This is a genomic window from Staphylococcus sp. MZ3, assembly GCF_018622755.1.
Classification (GTDB): Bacteria; Bacillota; Bacilli; order Staphylococcales; family Staphylococcaceae; genus Staphylococcus; species Staphylococcus aureus.
This window is the reverse complement of the sequence record NZ_CP076026.1, coordinates 874,880-891,469: the sequence shown is the minus strand read 5'-3', so window position 1 is coordinate 891,469 and position 16,590 is coordinate 874,880. Positions and strand designations below refer to the sequence as shown.

General features: G+C 34.4%; 36 protein-coding genes and 1 pseudogene. 1 reads left to right on the top strand and 36 read right to left on the bottom strand.

Features of this window, described 5'->3' with window-relative positions; genetic code table 11:
- Positions 1 to 3 precede the first annotated feature (3 nt).
- From KI230_RS04360 to KI230_RS04195, 34 genes and pseudogenes are all read right to left on the bottom strand, one after another.
- Entirely contained in the window at positions 4 to 369 is a 366-nt protein-coding gene (locus KI230_RS04360) for a tail assembly chaperone (RefSeq protein WP_001100161.1), read from the bottom strand.
- Positions 370 to 430: 61 nt separating this feature from the next.
- On the bottom strand, positions 431 to 1,012 hold the full coding sequence (locus KI230_RS04355) for a phage major tail protein, TP901-1 family (protein ID WP_000002577.1): 582 nt from the start codon (positions 1,010 to 1,012) through the stop codon (positions 431 to 433).
- Positions 1,013 to 1,030: 18 nt separating this feature from the next.
- Positions 1,031 to 1,414: a hypothetical protein gene (locus tag KI230_RS04350; RefSeq protein ID WP_000188642.1), complete on the bottom strand. Its 384-nt coding sequence runs from the start codon at positions 1,412 to 1,414 to the stop codon at positions 1,031 to 1,033.
- Positions 1,415 to 1,425: 11 nt separating this feature from the next.
- Entirely contained in the window at positions 1,426 to 1,773 is a 348-nt protein-coding gene (locus KI230_RS04345; RefSeq protein WP_001017815.1) for an HK97-gp10 family putative phage morphogenesis protein, read from the bottom strand.
- Positions 1,773 to 2,075 (bottom strand): hypothetical protein, encoded by a 303-nt coding sequence (locus KI230_RS04340; RefSeq protein WP_001268312.1) that lies wholly within the window; start codon positions 2,073 to 2,075, stop codon positions 1,773 to 1,775. Before KI230_RS04340 ends, KI230_RS04345 begins: the two co-directional genes overlap by 1 nt.
- The gene (locus KI230_RS04335) at positions 2,072 to 2,404 is read right to left on the bottom strand and encodes a phage head-tail connector protein (protein ID WP_214958329.1); all 333 of its coding nucleotides are present in this window, start codon (positions 2,402 to 2,404) and stop codon (positions 2,072 to 2,074) included. Before KI230_RS04335 ends, KI230_RS04340 begins: the two co-directional genes overlap by 4 nt.
- Before the next feature lie 8 nt (positions 2,405 to 2,412).
- Positions 2,413 to 2,700, bottom strand: coding sequence for a hypothetical protein (locus KI230_RS04330; RefSeq protein WP_214958328.1), 288 nt, complete (start codon positions 2,698 to 2,700; stop codon positions 2,413 to 2,415).
- 21 nt (positions 2,701 to 2,721) lie between these two features.
- Positions 2,722 to 3,696, bottom strand: a complete 975-nt coding sequence (locus KI230_RS04325) for a phage major capsid protein (protein WP_000438511.1) — start codon at positions 3,694 to 3,696, stop codon at positions 2,722 to 2,724.
- Between the two features lie 13 nt (positions 3,697 to 3,709).
- Positions 3,710 to 4,324: a DUF4355 domain-containing protein gene (locus KI230_RS04320; RefSeq protein ID WP_000354305.1), complete on the bottom strand. Its 615-nt coding sequence runs from the start codon at positions 4,322 to 4,324 to the stop codon at positions 3,710 to 3,712.
- Between the two features lie 134 nt (positions 4,325 to 4,458).
- On the bottom strand, positions 4,459 to 4,629 hold the full coding sequence (locus tag KI230_RS04315) for a hypothetical protein (RefSeq protein WP_061732709.1): 171 nt from the start codon (positions 4,627 to 4,629) through the stop codon (positions 4,459 to 4,461).
- A 72-nt stretch (positions 4,630 to 4,701) separates the two neighbouring features.
- The gene (locus KI230_RS04310; protein WP_001133041.1) at positions 4,702 to 5,697 is read right to left on the bottom strand and encodes a minor capsid protein; all 996 of its coding nucleotides are present in this window, start codon (positions 5,695 to 5,697) and stop codon (positions 4,702 to 4,704) included.
- A gap of 6 nt (positions 5,698 to 5,703) precedes the next feature.
- Complete coding sequence (locus KI230_RS04305) at positions 5,704 to 7,242, bottom strand: phage portal protein (protein ID WP_214958327.1); 1,539 nt, start codon at positions 7,240 to 7,242, stop codon at positions 5,704 to 5,706.
- A 10-nt stretch (positions 7,243 to 7,252) separates the two neighbouring features.
- Positions 7,253 to 8,548: a PBSX family phage terminase large subunit gene (locus tag KI230_RS04300; protein WP_117172029.1), complete on the bottom strand. Its 1,296-nt coding sequence runs from the start codon at positions 8,546 to 8,548 to the stop codon at positions 7,253 to 7,255.
- A 2-nt stretch (positions 8,549 to 8,550) separates the two neighbouring features.
- Complete coding sequence (locus KI230_RS04295) at positions 8,551 to 9,045, bottom strand: terminase small subunit (protein WP_001038244.1); 495 nt, start codon at positions 9,043 to 9,045, stop codon at positions 8,551 to 8,553.
- A 187-nt stretch (positions 9,046 to 9,232) separates the two neighbouring features.
- The gene (locus tag KI230_RS04290) at positions 9,233 to 9,655 is read right to left on the bottom strand and encodes a RinA family phage transcriptional activator (protein ID WP_000162701.1); all 423 of its coding nucleotides are present in this window, start codon (positions 9,653 to 9,655) and stop codon (positions 9,233 to 9,235) included.
- Between the two features lie 23 nt (positions 9,656 to 9,678).
- On the bottom strand, positions 9,679 to 9,825 hold the full coding sequence (locus KI230_RS04285; RefSeq protein ID WP_000990005.1) for a hypothetical protein: 147 nt from the start codon (positions 9,823 to 9,825) through the stop codon (positions 9,679 to 9,681).
- Positions 9,826 to 9,999, bottom strand: a complete 174-nt coding sequence (gene rinB / locus KI230_RS04280) for a transcriptional activator RinB (protein WP_000595257.1) — start codon at positions 9,997 to 9,999, stop codon at positions 9,826 to 9,828.
- Complete coding sequence (locus KI230_RS04275; RefSeq protein ID WP_000608278.1) at positions 9,992 to 10,228, bottom strand: DUF7366 family protein; 237 nt, start codon at positions 10,226 to 10,228, stop codon at positions 9,992 to 9,994. The genes rinB and KI230_RS04275 overlap by 8 nt, the downstream gene beginning before the upstream one ends.
- Complete coding sequence (locus tag KI230_RS04270) at positions 10,221 to 10,424, bottom strand: hypothetical protein (RefSeq protein ID WP_001072795.1); 204 nt, start codon at positions 10,422 to 10,424, stop codon at positions 10,221 to 10,223. The genes KI230_RS04275 and KI230_RS04270 overlap by 8 nt, the downstream gene beginning before the upstream one ends.
- A pseudogene (locus KI230_RS04265) lies at positions 10,421 to 10,615 on the bottom strand (hypothetical protein). Before KI230_RS04265 ends, KI230_RS04270 begins: the two are co-directional and overlap by 4 nt.
- The gene (locus KI230_RS04260) at positions 10,612 to 10,818 is read right to left on the bottom strand and encodes a DUF1381 domain-containing protein (RefSeq protein WP_000195827.1); all 207 of its coding nucleotides are present in this window, start codon (positions 10,816 to 10,818) and stop codon (positions 10,612 to 10,614) included. The pseudogene KI230_RS04265 and the gene KI230_RS04260 overlap by 4 nt, the downstream one beginning before the upstream one ends.
- Positions 10,819 to 10,854: 36 nt before the next feature.
- The gene (locus KI230_RS04255) at positions 10,855 to 11,388 is read right to left on the bottom strand and encodes a dUTP diphosphatase (RefSeq protein ID WP_025920701.1); all 534 of its coding nucleotides are present in this window, start codon (positions 11,386 to 11,388) and stop codon (positions 10,855 to 10,857) included.
- A 14-nt stretch (positions 11,389 to 11,402) separates the two neighbouring features.
- Positions 11,403 to 11,564 carry a hypothetical protein gene (locus KI230_RS04250; protein ID WP_000889683.1) on the bottom strand — a complete coding sequence of 54 codons (162 nt, stop codon included), beginning with the start codon at positions 11,562 to 11,564 and terminating at the stop codon, positions 11,403 to 11,405.
- Positions 11,565 to 11,846: a hypothetical protein gene (locus tag KI230_RS04245; RefSeq protein ID WP_000454994.1), complete on the bottom strand. Its 282-nt coding sequence runs from the start codon at positions 11,844 to 11,846 to the stop codon at positions 11,565 to 11,567.
- Positions 11,847 to 12,020: a type II toxin-antitoxin system antitoxin HigA gene (gene higA, locus KI230_RS04240; RefSeq protein ID WP_000028424.1), complete on the bottom strand. Its 174-nt coding sequence runs from the start codon at positions 12,018 to 12,020 to the stop codon at positions 11,847 to 11,849.
- Positions 12,010 to 12,261 (bottom strand): type II toxin-antitoxin system toxin HigB, encoded by a 252-nt coding sequence (gene higB, locus KI230_RS04235; protein ID WP_025174939.1) that lies wholly within the window; start codon positions 12,259 to 12,261, stop codon positions 12,010 to 12,012. Before higB ends, higA begins: the two co-directional genes overlap by 11 nt.
- 14 nt (positions 12,262 to 12,275) lie before the next feature.
- Positions 12,276 to 12,518 carry a phi PVL orf 51-like protein gene (locus tag KI230_RS04230; RefSeq protein ID WP_000131381.1) on the bottom strand — a complete coding sequence of 81 codons (243 nt, stop codon included), beginning with the start codon at positions 12,516 to 12,518 and terminating at the stop codon, positions 12,276 to 12,278.
- A gap of 3 nt (positions 12,519 to 12,521) precedes the next feature.
- Complete coding sequence (locus KI230_RS04225) at positions 12,522 to 12,878, bottom strand: SA1788 family PVL leukocidin-associated protein (protein WP_000029369.1); 357 nt, start codon at positions 12,876 to 12,878, stop codon at positions 12,522 to 12,524.
- Positions 12,879 to 13,064 carry a DUF3113 family protein gene (locus KI230_RS04220; protein ID WP_049317452.1) on the bottom strand — a complete coding sequence of 62 codons (186 nt, stop codon included), beginning with the start codon at positions 13,062 to 13,064 and terminating at the stop codon, positions 12,879 to 12,881.
- A 4-nt stretch (positions 13,065 to 13,068) separates the two neighbouring features.
- Positions 13,069 to 13,473, bottom strand: coding sequence for a DUF1064 domain-containing protein (locus KI230_RS04215; protein WP_000049810.1), 405 nt, complete (start codon positions 13,471 to 13,473; stop codon positions 13,069 to 13,071).
- Between the two features lie 10 nt (positions 13,474 to 13,483).
- On the bottom strand, positions 13,484 to 13,705 hold the full coding sequence (locus KI230_RS04210; protein ID WP_001123685.1) for a DUF3269 family protein: 222 nt from the start codon (positions 13,703 to 13,705) through the stop codon (positions 13,484 to 13,486).
- 12 nt (positions 13,706 to 13,717) lie between these two features.
- Positions 13,718 to 13,876, bottom strand: a complete 159-nt coding sequence (locus KI230_RS04205; RefSeq protein WP_000256590.1) for a hypothetical protein — start codon at positions 13,874 to 13,876, stop codon at positions 13,718 to 13,720.
- Positions 13,870 to 14,649, bottom strand: a complete 780-nt coding sequence (locus tag KI230_RS04200) for an ATP-binding protein (protein ID WP_000803062.1) — start codon at positions 14,647 to 14,649, stop codon at positions 13,870 to 13,872. Before KI230_RS04200 ends, KI230_RS04205 begins: the two co-directional genes overlap by 7 nt.
- Before the next feature lie 9 nt (positions 14,650 to 14,658).
- Positions 14,659 to 15,429, bottom strand: a complete 771-nt coding sequence (locus tag KI230_RS04195; RefSeq protein WP_000190253.1) for a conserved phage C-terminal domain-containing protein — start codon at positions 15,427 to 15,429, stop codon at positions 14,659 to 14,661.
- A gap of 65 nt (positions 15,430 to 15,494) precedes the next feature.
- Here KI230_RS04195 and KI230_RS04190 point away from each other — a divergent pair, with 65 nt between their 5' ends.
- A complete protein-coding gene (locus KI230_RS04190; protein ID WP_000414755.1) occupies positions 15,495 to 15,776 on the top strand; it encodes a hypothetical protein in 282 nt (93 codons plus the stop codon).
- Here KI230_RS04190 and KI230_RS04185 read toward each other — a convergent pair.
- Together KI230_RS04185 and KI230_RS04180 are read right to left on the bottom strand one after the other, a co-directional pair.
- Entirely contained in the window at positions 15,769 to 15,918 is a 150-nt protein-coding gene (locus KI230_RS04185) for a hypothetical protein (protein WP_001081076.1), read from the bottom strand. The two genes, KI230_RS04190 and KI230_RS04185, sit on opposite strands and share 8 nt — an antisense overlap.
- Positions 15,915 to 16,589 (bottom strand): putative HNHc nuclease, encoded by a 675-nt coding sequence (locus KI230_RS04180; RefSeq protein ID WP_001124439.1) that lies wholly within the window; start codon positions 16,587 to 16,589, stop codon positions 15,915 to 15,917. Before KI230_RS04180 ends, KI230_RS04185 begins: the two co-directional genes overlap by 4 nt.
- Position 16,590: the final 1 nt, after the last annotated feature.

Genomic DNA, 16,590 nt, shown 5'->3' with positions numbered 1-16,590 from the left:
TTATTACGCTTCCGCTGGTTTCTCTTCCGCTTCCACTACTTCGACTAGGTTTCGGGTCATAGGTCGCTTTCCCAACTCCGTTAAAATATCCGAACCGAATTCTTCTAGTCCGATATTTTCTGCGATTTCATCTAATGCTTCATCAATGTTATTAATAGTAATTGCTTGTTTTTTTAAGTGAGATGTAGCTGCGATTAAAACTTCGCCAATCACAACCGGATTTCCACTTTCTAAACCTACAGGCAACATTGATACACCTTGACCGATAGAAGCTTGTTCAACTTTTAAACCTAATCGGTTATCGATTTCTCTTAAAAATTTAAAACCAAAACTTAATTCTAATGACTTTCCGTTAATTTCTACATTCATAACTTAAAATCTCCATTCATGATTAATTTAAACAAAATAAATAGGGCTTAACGCCCTATTTTTATACCTCTCCTGGTGTAACCGTTGATGAATCTACCTTAGGTTGTGGAATTGCTGTTAAATCTTCGCCAGTTAACGCATCTGCTTTTGTAGTGTCATGGAATCTGTATCCAGTCGCCTTAAGTTTCTTTGTTACAGCCTCAGGTAGTGTTGCAAATCCACGTTGGAAACGACCATTCACTCCATATTCATATTCATATTCATCAATACCGTTAGCTTCTGCTTTTAATTCAAATTTATTGTGGAAACCTTGGAAATATTTCGCTTTAAATTTAGTAGCATCTCCATTTTTGCCTGGTATTCTACTTTCAACTTCCCAAGCCTCATACAATACGCGATCTACAACTGCATCTTCAATTTCATCTGCAAAATCGTCACCATAAAACATTTTAGCAGTACCAGACATTGTTGATTCAACTGAACCACCAGTGTTATAAGACCCATCCATCGTATCCTCTGTATCTGTATCAGCTTCATGTGATAAGCCGTATTCAGTTAAAAAAAGCATTTTAGTAGCATCTACTTTTTCGCCAGCTTTTCTAAACAAAATAATACGGTCATTACTATTTTTCATATTCGCCATTCAATATTCCTCCGTTTTTTAAAATGTTTTGTAAGATATCGTTATTGATGTGTGTAGCAATTCTTGATTAGTAGTATCATCGACTAACTGTGCGATGTTAGTATCATCTTCTTCAAAGTCATAATCGTTTGTTTTAACGCTAGGTGTTAAATCATCGATACACCTTTTAACAAGTCCGTCATGATGTCCTAAATCATCGCTTACACTCCAAATATCAATAACTAAATTCGTATCGCCAGAATAACTATCAAACGTGTACTTACTTCTATTTGACTCCGGCATTTTTATTACAAAAAAAGGATACGGAATCTCTTGTTGCATCTCTTTACGAGAAATAACAGGGAATCCATATCCTTGTAGCATTTCATACGCTTTATTATAAAGTTGTAAGTTCGGTGTCATGCTTTTATCTCCTATTCAAACAACGCTTTCAATTCTTCTACAGTTGATTTTCTTATTACCTCATATACTGGCCACATAAAAGGTTCTGCCTCCATGTATCGAGTACCAAACTCTAAGAAACCACTATAAGCTGCATGCGATGTGATAGTGTATTGCAAATCGCCAGTTTTTTTATATCTGATATTGCGTGATAAATTACCAGTCCAATAACCCTTATTCATTACTTCTCTAGCTTTCAATTTAGCTCGTACTACATATTCTTTGGCGTTTTCCTGTAAAATATCATCAACATCATCATCAATGTTGGTTTTCATATCGTGAAATTGGTTTAACAGTGCGTCTAATCCATCTATATTCATCAATTGACCTCTTCGATATAATATGACGTTTCGTGTCTGTATATCCTTGTATCAACTATCTTGTAGCGAATGCCATTAACCAACACGTGGCTAACAGGGTAAGATATTGATTCTTTTATCCTCAGAACACTTACATCGTTTTTTACATCACCAAATTCAAGTTGCTTTCTTGCTCTAGAAATGGGGTTAATATTGCATGGTATCGCATCATAAGTGATTAGTGTGTTTTCTTTTTTGCTAGTTTTAGGATTGTAAGTTGCTACTTGTTCTAATTGAAAAATAACTCTATCTTCATATCTCAAAAGAACACAGCCCTTCCTTTTTTAGTTCTCGTTCTAGCATTAAAGTAATTATCAATAATAGCTTCATACTCCTTGAAATCGTTCAATTCATACGCATTGCTACGTCCGTCAATCGCTTCTGATGTCATACCTTCAGCACCAATCCTGTTGTAGCGTTTAACTGCAACTTCTTTAATCATGTAACTAAACCTTTCCGGTATTTGTTCAACTTCAATAGGTAACATTGATAACAACTGGCTTTCACAACTTTTTATAATTTCCTCTAATTGTTCATCTTGCTTTTCATCTTTAAGGCCAATACGTTTTTTTACATCAGCTAGCGTAGTCATATAACCACCTACTCTAGCGACTCAAAAGTGTTGATAATTTCAGCTTTTGTTTGTTTTTCATCAACTTGTAAGCCAGCAACACTTGCTATTTCGACAAGTTCTTTTTTGGTTAATTTGTCATTTACAATGTAAATCATTTGTTCGTTGCGTTTATTTTCAACACTAGCTAAAGCTTTGATACGTTCATCTGTAGGATCATAACCTTTGCGAGGGTAGACATGCCCTTTCATATAGACATGTCTGTTATCTTCTAAATCTGTAAAATCTACTTTAACAATTCTAATGATTTCGGGCATGTTACCACTCCTAATTATTTATTAAACTTCTCCTGGATTTGAAGATGGTTTTGCATCAGCAGGAACTAACTTAGCAAACGCTTTATCATCAGCGATATGCAATGCTACATGCATAGTTGCACGTAATGCCACCATGTCTTGTTCAAACAAGTTTACAGGTGTTCCATCTTCATTTTTGACTGTAGATAATTGTGCAGTTTCATCGATTTTGTATTCAATTAATTGAGGGATACCGTAAATCAACTTATCGAAATCACCAGTGATTAACTCACCACGTTTTAAGTTGCTTGATTTAAGGTTAACCACAGGTAGACCATCTAACGTATCACTGTTACGGTCATAAATACGTTCTTTCGTTTCAGGATCTACAATTTTACGTAACAAGCTTCTGTTTTGTGTTTTTGAGATAAACGCATTTGCTTCTAATTCGTCATCTTCAAGTAATGCCTCTAAATCAATAATGTTATCTTGTGTGAAGTCACCTTTAATAACCTTATTAGTTTTTTCAATTGATTGTGCAATTGATTTACCGAATGGATTGTTACCTTGATTCAAAATACCCGCTTCATCAAACTTTTTATAGAATGCTTCAGCAATCATAGGCTTCATTTCTTCAAAGAATTGTGAATAAGTGTAATTCAAAAACTCTTTTGTTACAGGTAAGATAACCCCTAATTTAAACGCTCTCATAGTAGCATTAACCCATGTAGCTTTAGATGTTTCGATTTTTTGACCTTCACCTACCCAGTAAGCACCTGGTTTATCAGCCCAAAAAGTAAACTTCTTCTCAGTACCTTCCATTGGTTCGTACTTACCTAATTGCATAATTTTAGAGTTTTCCATAACCTCTTGTAAGATGGGCGTTGTGAATTCATTCATCAACGTGCCATCTTTCTTTTCGTGCATCATTACATTATCAGGGTTAAATACTTGCGGTTTAACATTGTTACTCGCAAAATGTTGCAAATTTAATTTTAATTTTTGTGTTTGTTCCATTTAAATGCCTCCGTTAATTTTTAATAATTCTTTTTTGTCTAGCTATTTCAGCTAAGTTTTGCGGTTTATTTTTAGTCGAGTGATTAAATGAATCTCCACCAGTCAATGGCGATTGTCTAGCGTTAATCTTAACCGCTTCATTAACCGCTTTTTTTACTGCATTAGAAAAAGCTTCAACATTCAATTTAGTTTGTTCAGCAGTATCTGTTACAACTAAATTAACAACCTCATCTGATGAATCAACTTCCGCTTCGCTTAACATTTTCCTTGCTTCTGAACGCATTTCATTTAATTGTTTTTCTGAGCGTAATTGCTCCAGCTCTTTTTCCATTTGCTCGCGTTCATATTCAGCGATTTGATCTTTGTTCATTTTTGCTAATCGTTTAGCTTCATCAACAGCTTCTTGTTTCTCTTTTTCTTTCTGCTTCATACGACGACTTAATTCTTCTTTAAGACGCTTGTTATATTCTTCTTGTAGTCTTTTTTCGATTTCTTCTTCTGAATTAGTCTTTTTGTCTTGTTTGTCTTTGCCTTCATCATCGTTGTTATCTTTTGATTTTCCATTATCTCCATCTGATTCTTCAGCAAAAAACTGTAATTTGAGTTTTAACTTCTCTTGGATATCCATAGTTTTTACACCTCATTTATTTACTCTTGATTAGTTTTAAGCCATACATGGTTCGGGCTGTTACACTTGCATCTTTTATTGTCATAAGCATGGTTTGGACATAAAAAATAGCCAACACAATTAAGTGCTAGCTATTAAAAGAGAGGTTCATTATATTTCGATTTTTCTTTATCGGCTAATACTGCCGACCTTACACTGTCTAAGTTTGCATCAATAATAACTGTTTCGTTTCCCTTTTGTAACTCTTTACGTATACCTTTTAATTCTCTTGCTATGTCTCTAAGGTATTTGTCAGTATTACTCATATTAGTATCCTCCAAACATTTAATTTACTGTCATACAAAACTAACTTGCCTTTAAAAAACTTTACTTTTAAATCAATCACCGCTTTTCACTTTCCCTCCGAAGTATTTTGTTTTTCGTTTCTTGCTTGGTTTTTTCGGCCACATAGATTTAGGTAGTAAAGCGCAATCTGAACGACAATTGATATGCATAGGATAGAAATTAACACCAATTTTAGCGTCTTTAACTTTGAATATTTCTCCATTAAGCCCTTTGCATACTTTAGTTGTTCTATTATCGATTTTTGCAATATACATATAATATCCTTCCGGTGAAATTTCTTTCATGCTGTCAATGCTTGATTGTGCGTGAACACGTGCCGATTCCGTATAAAGCAATGATTTAATTGCTGCGGTCTTTTGTCGTGCTGTTCCTTCGAATTTATTTAAGTGCTTGCGCATATCTTTAACGTATTCATTTGGATGTCGACCTCTAATAACTACATTAGCAATTATTTCTTCTACTTCTTGTTTCATTGCTTCGGTATTAGTCCATAATCGCTCTGACCAAACGACACCATGAAATTGTGTATCAACGATTGTATCTATAACTTCTTTAGCTACTTGTACACCTTCACCTAAAATACCCGCTTGATCACTGAACACACGATAAGCTGTTGATTCGAAATATTCCCTCATCGATAATTCTGTTTGAGCTGTTGCATAAGCAATTAAGAATTCTATTTGAATCTTTAATATCTGTTCTCTAGATACATACATCTTAGTGTTATACTTCTTTAATTCTTCATTTGCTCTATCGCTAAAGTCCTTGTTTTCGACCAATCTTTTTGCTTCTTCTTGAAACGCTTTTACATCGAACTCATCAATAATCTTTTGTGCTTCTTGTAATGTAACGCCTGCAAAATCTCCGTACTTAACAATAAACGCATTGATCTCTTTTTCAATGCGCTTAATCATCATATTCAATATACGTTCTATTTCTTCAGCTTTAGTTTTATCACGCTTCAACTCATTCTCGATTGCTTTGCGTCCGCGTTCTTCCCAATATTCTTGAGTGTTTTTGTTAGGCAATTACAATCATTCCTTTTTATCAACAGTATCTTTTGTATCATCATCTTGTTCGTCATCATTGATGTCTCTAGGGTCTTTATAAATACCTTTTTGAGCTTTTTTAATAGATTCTTTCTCATCTTCTTCTATTTTCTTGACTTCCAATTCAGGGTCTTGGAAGAACGAGAATAGAGACATTAAAGTTGTTTGACTAATCTTCCCGCCAGAATCAATATAAGCTTTTAATTCTTCGATTAATGATTTAGGTAAGTTTCTGTTGTATACGTATCTAACAGTATTGAAATCTTTGTTAGCGTCAATCGACCGTGTATTTTTAAGTATTGTCTCTAACAACTTAGCACGACGTCTTAACCCTTTAGTGAACAATCCTTCTTTAGTTTTAGTACGTTGTTCTAATCCGAATAATTTGTATTTCATTGCCTCGCCCGATTGAGTGCCACTAAAGTTATCATCTTTCATGTTAGGCGTGTTGGTAAACATGTGTATATCACTGTTCAAACGGTCTTTATAAGCTTCGGTACCTTGTACATCGTATTGTTTATAAATATAACCGCCGTCAACTGAACCTTCTGTTTCGATACCTGTATCCCTATTCTCATAAACGGTTGGCTCTAAAAATAACACGTTAGCTTCCTTTTGTTTTCTAACTTCTACAGGATCTAAATTTAAATTACCTTTAATAAGTAACATAGCGTCATTTAAATCACTCATATAGTTAGCAGTATCTGATTCAGCATTATCATACAAATCAATTAAAGTGATTACTTTCTCATAATCCCCTTTTCTTCTTTCGTTGTTGCTAAATTCTGTAATAGGCATACGTTCGAAAGAGTGTGATTCAAAACCGTTTTCACGTGGTGTGAGCTTCAATCCATTTGTTCTACTGGTAAGATATCTATAAACACCGTGAGAAGTAAATAAATCAACTGTAAACACTTCATCTTCGTCAGTCTTGTCTATTGGTTTAGTTCTTAAATATTTAACTCCTGCGATACTATTACGTTCAATTGTATTGTCGTATATGACAAAAGTACTCATTGCATCACTCTTGTATAAACGCGTTTCATCATCTTGGTTTCTAATCATTAACTCATAAGCTTTGCCATAAATTGACAAATCTAATCCTAAAGATCTATTGTGTGACTCAACATCATTTAAATCATTGAACGCCTCAATAGCTTCTAATACATCTTTATCATCATCTTGACATTGAATCGGATTACCTAAGAAATAACCGTTAATAAAATCGCTAATATAAGATGCGTAATCATGCGCTACACGGTTATCTGCCATGTACTCTTCTTTGCGTCGTGTTAACTCAACCAGATTCTTAGTTTTACCTTCGTAATAATCACTTAACACTTTTAATCTAGGTCGTTGGTAATCCATGTGATGTTCAATGTATTTACTTACTTCATTAATGTTTTGTAATAAATCAGACTCTGTCCCGTCATATGTGTAAACAACATTAGCTTCATCGTTAAACAAGTAATTTCTGTTTTCTCGTAAATCAGTATCCGTTTCAAATTCGTTTGCCTTTAACATTTGTTCCCTCCTATAATCCTAGAGATTTAATTACTTTTGTTTTGCTTTCTATATTCTTTTTACGTTTTTTACGTACGATATGATATTTCTCAAGACTATAACGCAATGCATCGATAATATGGTTATTAGCATCTATAGGCTTGTTCAACCACTTACCATCATTATCTTGGTCAAATGTATAAGTGTTGAACTCTTCAATAGCGTGTTCACATGATGGGTGTATAATAACTTCAAAGCCTTGAATGAATTGAATGCCTGGTAAAATAGTATTAGCGCCTTTCAACGCTTTTCTTATACCTTTAATCCCTTTAGATTTCAATTCACTGATCACTCTATCTCCACCAGCCCCATAATCAGCTGCAATATCTACATCACCTAATCCTTTTTTAATAAGCATTTGTTTTATATCATCAGTTAACATCGCTTTTTTATAGTGTTCATCATAGATGAATAACTTTTTGTTTTTTAAATCTACAACCGTACTAACAACTGTTGTAGGGTCTTGACTAAATCCAAAATCCATTCCGTGAGTTATTTCTTGCGTTCTTTTAAACTCCTCAAACCAATCAAAGTCTTCCACTTTAAAATTATCGAATACAAGCCCCTCTGCAACACCCCAATCTCCATCACAAACGATTCTTGCACGTCTAGGATTCTTTATATACAAATCTTCATATCGTTCAATATCGACTTTATCTAGCCATTCATTAACTCTATAAGTTGTTGTATCTGAAAAAGTATTGTTTAATTTTGTTTCTTCATCAAAAAATGTAGGCTTCAACCAATGTCTTTCCGACCACGGGTTAAAAGTGACTGTGATTTGCTTGAAAAATTCCGGACTATCGTAGCTACCACGTATTGACTCAACAACAGTGCTAAACTTAGCGAATGTTTCTATTTGATAAGCCTCTTCAAACCAAGCCCAACACAAAATGCCTGTATCAACAGTAATCGATGTTATTTTCAATGGGTCGTCTAAACCTCTAAACAGTATTTTTTGTCCAGTAGGTTTATACGTTATTTCCGGCAAACTTTCGTTGAATTTAAATAAGTGAGCAACGCCTAATTGGTTAGTTGCCCACTTTAAATCTGTATACGTTGATTGTTTGTTAGTGTTGCTAAATCTTCTGACTACAAGTATATTTGCCCAATCATATTTCATTATTCGATAAATGAGATTAATAGCGGTAGTTTTACTTTTCTTGCTACCCCTTGAACCTTTAATAACACGGTAAAAGTTTTTGTTGTGCCAAAACTTATTGTAGCCACCACCGATTTTATTTTTTAGATCAAGTATTTCATACATGACTAATCATCTTCCGGAATATTATCAACAAACATCGGTATTTTGTGGTCGACTTCTTGTTTGTCTGTAAATAATTTGTGATGTCTACCTAACATCTCTAAGGCTTTGTTTTGGTCACTTATTTTAGGTGACTTAGTAACAAGTTGTATGTGTTCATCGTATACTAATTGCATTTTGCCAGTATCCGGATTCTCTTTATAGTCTCCAGTTTTTGTTACGACAGCTTCAACTTCCGTGTGTTCTCCTCTAGCTGTTCTAGTTAGCCTATACAACACTTCTTTACCTGACATAATATTCTCGTCAAAGAGTTTTGTTTCAACCTCCTTGATATAATTCTGAATTTCAACATTCTTCAACATACGCTGTCCTTGTGAGTACGCCGTCTTTTCGCTATATCCGGCATGCACAGCTGACTTAGTAGCATTGCCATAACATTCAGTACCAGGTATTGTATATACTTCTGCAAACAAACGTTGCTTTTTAGTTAATTTGTTCATTTCATTTACCACCAACTCTCGCGCTATACGCTTTTTAAAATTAAAAAAGGGATTGGCTATAATCAGCCAACCCACATAGATCCTTTATTCCTAATTGCGATAAGGGAAACGCAGTAAGATAGTCAATATCCTACACTATCATAATATCTCGTTATAGGTGTCAAAAACTGTCATTTTACTGTCAAATTTAGTATTCTCCTAATTCTTCGGCTAGTTTAGACACTATTTTCTTCTTGATTCTATGCGCTGTACTTTCAGAGATGTGTATGTCATAACAAACCGCAATCAAAGTCTTTTTATTAAAATAATACTCTTGAATGAATTCGCGTTCTTTCCTACTTGATGTGTTGATTATACGTTCAATCGCACTCTTAAACTCAAGAATTTTACCTCTTCGTATACTACAAAGATAATTAGTTACTGCCATTTCTGTTTTTGATGTATTAGATGGTACAAACTCCCCGCCTATATTTGTATCTGTTGGAATCCACGGTGTCATTATTTCACTTCTTAAATCTTCAAGTTGTTTATGATAATTAGGATAATCGCACAACTCGTCTTCTAATTTCCGAACTGTTGATAATTTTAATCCGTATTTCTTTTTAGTCATGAATACCCTCCGTACAAATATGTTTAATCTTCAAAATGTCTCAATCTACTTCTTAATATCTCTATCTCCCGCTCTTTAACTTTCACATCGCCTTTTAACTGTTCAGCTTGCAACATCACACCAAACAATAAGATGACTAGTAATATAATTGCTATGACTAACCACATCATCTACTCTGACACCTCCGCCCTCATCAAATCTGACTGATCACTCAACTTTGCGAAGTCACTCGGCGCCTCTACATCATCATTAGCCGTCATCATAATATATACTTGCTCCGTTACATACTTACCTAACTCATACATTGCTAGTAAGAATAATAGTCTTAGTATTTGTTTAATCATCATTGTCATCTCCAGTATCAATTAAACTAGGCATCATTCTTAACATAGCCCTTAATTCATGTTCATTCATATTAGCCATCATAGGACTGTAAAATTCACTGTCTTTATCATTAATTTCTTTAATGAAATCATCTTCAATCTTAGCTTTTTCTTCAGGTGTTTTATTTTTATATTTTTTGATTATTTCAGTGTACTTTTTCGGGAATTTCATTTTAGGAATATTAATCATCGTCTGCCTCCTCAACATTGATCCCAACTATATAACCTTTGTTCAATACAAGTTCTCTGCCATAATCTTTTTCTATCGTTAAATAGTCATCATCATTTCTAAAATTGTCCAAAACAAATACTATTTCGTTAAATAATTCATCTTCATGTAATATCAAACTACTACCGTCATGTAATAAAATTCTCAGCTGATTCATTTCCCACGCTCCTCAATAAGTGTGATTGATTCAATCGTATCTGTTTTAATATACGTTGGCTATTTGATTATATTACTTACGTAAATAAAACCATTAAAATTTACCGTTCTTTCAACATATTTTTCAAAAGGTTCAGCTGTTTTTACAAAATAAACTCCACCTGAAATAGTTTTAATTTTAACATCCGTCATTTCCCACACTCCCTTATATTTTCAAACAACTGACCCACTTTAATAACTGCATCTCTTTTAACTTGTGCCTCGTACTTCTCTTTCGCTTCTTCTTTACTCTCTGCTTCAACAACTGTAAACCTTTGATTGCTCTTAGCTCGAGTTATGTGCGTATGCTTACGTCCTGTTGAATCTTTAAATGTTGTGACTAAGTATTGCGTCACTTCCCCAAAACTTCCTTGACTCTATCTAAGATGTCTTTACACGTATCCTTTTCCTGCGTCTGCTGTTCCATCTTGTCTTTCGTGGTTCCTTTTCATTTTCTTTTTGTATGCGTCAATGAGTTGGTCGATAGAATATAAGTTGTAAGCTATGTCTATCACTATTACAATTGCCAATTGGTCGGGATAAAATTCTTTGAATATTATCTGTGGTGTACTAACAACTGCGTCTTGAGCAAATTCTTTATCTTTAAAATTAAACATTTTGTGAAATTCTGTATTTTTAAAACTTGATTCAATCGCTTCTTTTATCTCTTCTGATGACACTCCTACTTGATTCGCAATACTCAATCCAAACGCCAACATGTCAGCTAATTCATCAAGTTGTACGTCTAACGGCTTACCTGGTTTCTTCTTCCAGTTCTTAAACGTTTCCAATGTATTAAACCATTCAAAGAATTCAACTACATATGCTATTTTGCTATCTCGTAAGTTCAGCGTCGGTATTCTATCGTCGAACTCCTTTTGTATTTGTAAAAGTTCTTTTAATTGATCTACTGTTAAATTATTCATTTATTCGTTATCTCCTATCGTTTTAATTCCTCAATAAATTTAAGCACTCTATCAATATCAATCTGTTCACTTTCTGACTTGCGTTTATTCAACCAATAATCTAACTCGTACCACCAGTCGTCGTTTAAATACTTTTCTTCTAGCAATGCATCACGTTGGTCGATGATTTCAAGCATTTACTCGTCCTCCAAAAATTCAAAATATCTTTCAATCTCATGCTCGTTAGCAAAGTAATATCTAGGCGTCTTATGAGATTTAGGATTAATCCAAATAATGTAAATAGGTATCCTTTGAAATGATAAAAATCCAGTTAATAACACTTCTTCATTAAAAATTTCAAAGAAACCTAATTCTTTTTGAACCTCTTTCACATTATCTTTTGTTACGTATACCGACTTTAAGTTTTTATTTTTGATAACTGGGTGCGGCACCACATTTTTTAATCGTTTCCATTCCACTCACTCGTCCCCCTTAATTAGATAAATTGGTTTAGTAATAAAATCTATAATGCTAATAACTGAATCATCGGACAGTTTATAATGTGTATCTCTAATATCTCCGACCAATTGCACAATCTCTAGACTTTCGTTTGTTTCATGGTTATACACTTTATCTCCTACACTAATACTCATTTTCCTGTTCCTCCTCATATTTATAGACAACTTGACCTGCCATAATCCCTACTGCTTCATCAAGTTCAACACCTTCTTTAACTGAATGTTGAATAGCATTTGTCATTCCATCAAGTATTTCATCAAACGCTTGCGCTTTCTTATACACGTCTTCAACCTCTTTTAGTAATCCCTCTGTGTCATTACCGTTATAGGCACTAGCACTGATAATTGATTGTTCAATTTGTTCGCGGTTATTCATCATTTCCATCTCCTCTAAAATAAAGTTAGTTGCTTCTGCTCCTCGTATTCCAAACCATGTTGCTTTATATATGTTTCGAGCTCTTCTGCTGTATCAAATGTCTTTTTCACGCCTTGCCAACCTGGTACGATATGCCCATGAAAGTAATAAGTGCCGTTTACTACATGAATATGTGCCACTCGTTCGTTATCTTGATACAGATATCTCTTAGATCCAAAGAATTGATTTAGGTATTCTTTGCGTGCGTTATCTGTCATGATCTACTTCTTAACTTTCACGAATATGTCGTTTTCCATCAGGTAGCACGCATAACGTCCTCTTGGATGTTTCTGAGGCACATTAAACAAATGTGGCTTCTTTCTTCTTAGCTCAGCCTCTTTACGTCGTTGCCTAGCTATTTCACGTTCTCTAGCCTCTCGTTGCATAATTCTGGCTAACACGATTTCTTTATACTCAGCTAAGCGCATACCATAAGGTGCATGTAAGGCTTCTAACAACGCCCAGCCACCACGTACTCTTTTTGCAACCATTCCAGGAGTTAAACCGTTCTTTTTTATCAATTCATTTTCATGTTCGGTAAATTTATATGGTTTACCGTTAATCTTTACGATACTCATTTATTCCACCTCTATATATGCATGTCTTATTGTTATGTTGTCATACTTTAGTAATTCATCCGGATTGTCATCTAAGCGCTTTGCTAGCATATCTTTTTCATCATCCATATCATCAAAATGCTGATAATCAACTTCTGTAGGTATTCTTATATCAATCGTTGCGTTTATATATGCTTGTTGTTGCATTAAATCACTTCATTTCTCTTTTTCTTTTACGTCTGACTTTCACTAAGTCCTCATATACCATCCATTCTTGACCTGTGTATTTAGGCGCTTTACATATCCACGTTAAATTCACATCTCTATACTGATATCTGAATATCTTCGCTTTGATGTTGGCAACTTCAGTCGCCTTACCTTTAACGTCTATAACTTCAACCAGTTTCCCTTCCTTCCACAAAGAGAAATCGGCTATATACGTAATCGGTCTTTGCTTCCCAAATTTAGGTTGTAGTTCGAATTTAGGTTGTAGTTCGATACGATCATAGTTAGTGCCATTCATATTACTTTCTAAATATTGGTAATATTCGCACTCTACTTTGCTATCAAATACAATTCCTTTGTACTCAACTTTCTTAGCGTTGTATTTACTCATTGTGCCACCTCTAAATATCAAATATCGTTGCTTGTAATCCTAGCTCTTGCTCATATAGAAGCCCGTGAGCGCCTTTGAATCGTTTTAGGTCTCTATCAGTCATGATTTTCTTTTCGTCGCTGAAATGGGCTCCTGTGAGAGAATAAACTTCATTTACGTTGTCTTTATACTTGATGACCTTAATATCTTCCGTGCCATCTTCTCGGTATAAGTAATATTTTTCTTTCGGCATTTTTAACACTCCTTAATATTCGACGACAGCGGGGCGTGTGTGACGTTCTGCAAGTTTTTGGATAAATAGGTCATATAACTTATTTTCATCGCCCTGTGCCTCGTCTATGAGTTTCTGAGCGTACATATCTGAACACTCAAGTTTAATTTTCAAAAATTCTTTGGTTACCATGCGTCTCGCTCCCTGAAATCGTCTCCGATTACTCTTACTTTTCTTGCATTGTGTTTCATTCTTGAATTGATACGTTGCCAGTTCATATTTTGATTTAGTTCTTTATCACTAAAGTTAGTTGTAAAGATGTTGTTTTTACCTACTCTGTTATCAACAATGCTGAAAAGTTTGTTTAAAGTATGTTCTGTGTTCTCTACACCCATATCATCTAGTACAAGTAAATCAATATCGCTTAACAATCTGACTAACTCGTCTGTAGTCTCTACTGCATTTTTGTTGTATGTCGCTTTGATACGATCCATCAACATTGGTATGTGCATAAAAGCAACCGTATGCCCTTTAGCTTTGACTGCTTTTGCGATAGCGTATGCTAGGTGGCTTTTACCAGTTCCGTATGAACCTTGCAATATTAATGATTTTGGTTCTTTTGTAGAGAAGCCTTGTACGTACTCTATTGCTGTTTGTTTAGCGTGTACTTGTTTTTCATTTTGTGGCTTGTAGTTTTTGACTGTTGCATCTCTTAAAGACGGATTAACGTTTGATTGATTGAATATGTTGTTTATCTTCCGTTGCTTGTTTCGCTTATATTCCTCATAGATTTCACATTTGCAACCGTCTTTATACTCGTAACCATTCGGGTGTTTTTTAGTAGGAGCAAACTTATATAAGTCGTATTCACTTCCACATCTCTCACATTTCAATCCTTTTTCGACATGAGTAGGTTGATATTTTTTCAAGCTTTCGTTTATCTTTTCGCTGAATAGTGGTTTCATAATATCCCCCTAATCCCAATAACTTTCGTCGTACTTCATGCGTTCCAATTGATCCGTGCCAGTTGGTTGTATTTTTTGATTGAGGTACCCCTCAAATTTACTGCCAAAAAGTGTTTCTGGTCTAAGGTATTTATCGCTATCCGTGTTTAACCATTCAGCTGTTTTGATATCAATCACCTTTTTAAAATCCTCCAACCTAAAATCTTGATTCCATCTTGCTTTAATAAAATCTTTTGTTTTAGCTGTATTATGTTTAAAATGCTTTCCTGCTTTTTTATTTAAGTATTCGATAATTTCTTTATAGGGAATGGAAGACACCGTCGGGTTGCCCGACAATATACTTCCTTCATTATTAGTATTGTTATTATTAGTTAAATCATTATTAGTACTATTATTATTAGTAGTATGCGATTTACCATTAACGGTTTTTCCATTGTTGGTTTTACCGTTAACGGTTTTTCCAACGTTGGAAAATCGAATGTGGTGCGGTTGCTCATATACTAAGTACTCATAACCATTTAACCTACCACTTTTATCACGTTTTCTACTACGTTGAATGTATCCAATTTCTTCCAGTTCCTTGATTCCACTCTTTAAACCGCTAAGTCCATCAGTTGAATGTTGCTCTAGTTCTGTTTCGTAAATTTGCCAGTTATCAGGTCGACTTAACAAATAAAGTAGAATACCTTTAGCCTTCCAACTTATATTAGAATCATGTATAAAATCTTTGTGTACTGTGACAAAGTTACCTGATTCTTTGTAAACTCTAAATGTTGCCATTTCGTTATCTCCTTTCTGGTATAATTTTGTTATCGCTACTGCGTTAGATTGGGGGTGAATAAAATATGGAAAAACCTTATATGTTAACATATGATTTAAACTCACCCGGACAAAAATATGAGGAATTGAGAAATGTTATAAAAAAGGAAATTTCTAATGGTCATTGCAATTATTGGAAATCTTCATTTTTATTCCGTTCTTCTTTATCAACTTCAGAAATGATAGAAAAGTTGAAACCTTATCTCGATTCTGGAGATAAGCTGTTTGTTACAGAAATAGTCAATAACAAACAAGGGTGGTTAACAAAAGAACAATGGGATTTTATCAACCATAATATTTTTATTTAGGTTCTTTTATTGAATCTTTTGTTATATCAGGAAAACCTTTAGAATCCTCAGGGGTAAATTTTTTAATTTTTTTAGCGCTTCTAATCTCTTCCGCCAAGATGACGATTAGGAGTGCTATTTTTATTATTCTTAGTCTATTCATTCCTTTTTCTCTCCTTTCAGCATTTTATTGAGCCTCTCATCAACTTTTATCCACGAGTCATGCAAGTGGTATTTATCATTAAACGACTTAACGCCAATCGCATGTTGCTGGTTATGATGTTCGCGACATAACGCTAATACATGTTTGTCGTAGTGATTCATCTTGTTTCTGTTCATGCCTCTACCTACTGCTTCGTAATGCGCTAGGTCAGCGTGAGGCTTTCCGCATATTACACAGTTGCGGTTAACAGTTGACCAGTATAAGAATGATTTATCTTGTTTCAGTAGATTACTCGTTTTGTAGCTAAGTGGTATGTCATTGTAGAACGTCCAGTCAAGCGTTGCTTCAATGATTTGACTTGCTTGTGTTCTCGTACAATTACTTAGCGAAATACGTTCATCATAGCCGTAGTACGTTCTTACAAACTCGATGAACATATGTCTCATATAGTCCATTGGTTGACCTGTATGTTCTTCTATGTCTTTGACAAGCGCGAATATTTTTCGACGTTGCTTGCCGGTAATTTGAAACGGATCTATAACGTTTACATCTACTTCTACATCAAACCCGTTATCAAGTAGTAATGTTTCTTTATTGCCTAATTCAACATCCGAGATGACAACTGTTGTTGTGCCGTCGTCTTGAGTGATATAACTAGTAATTTTCGGCATT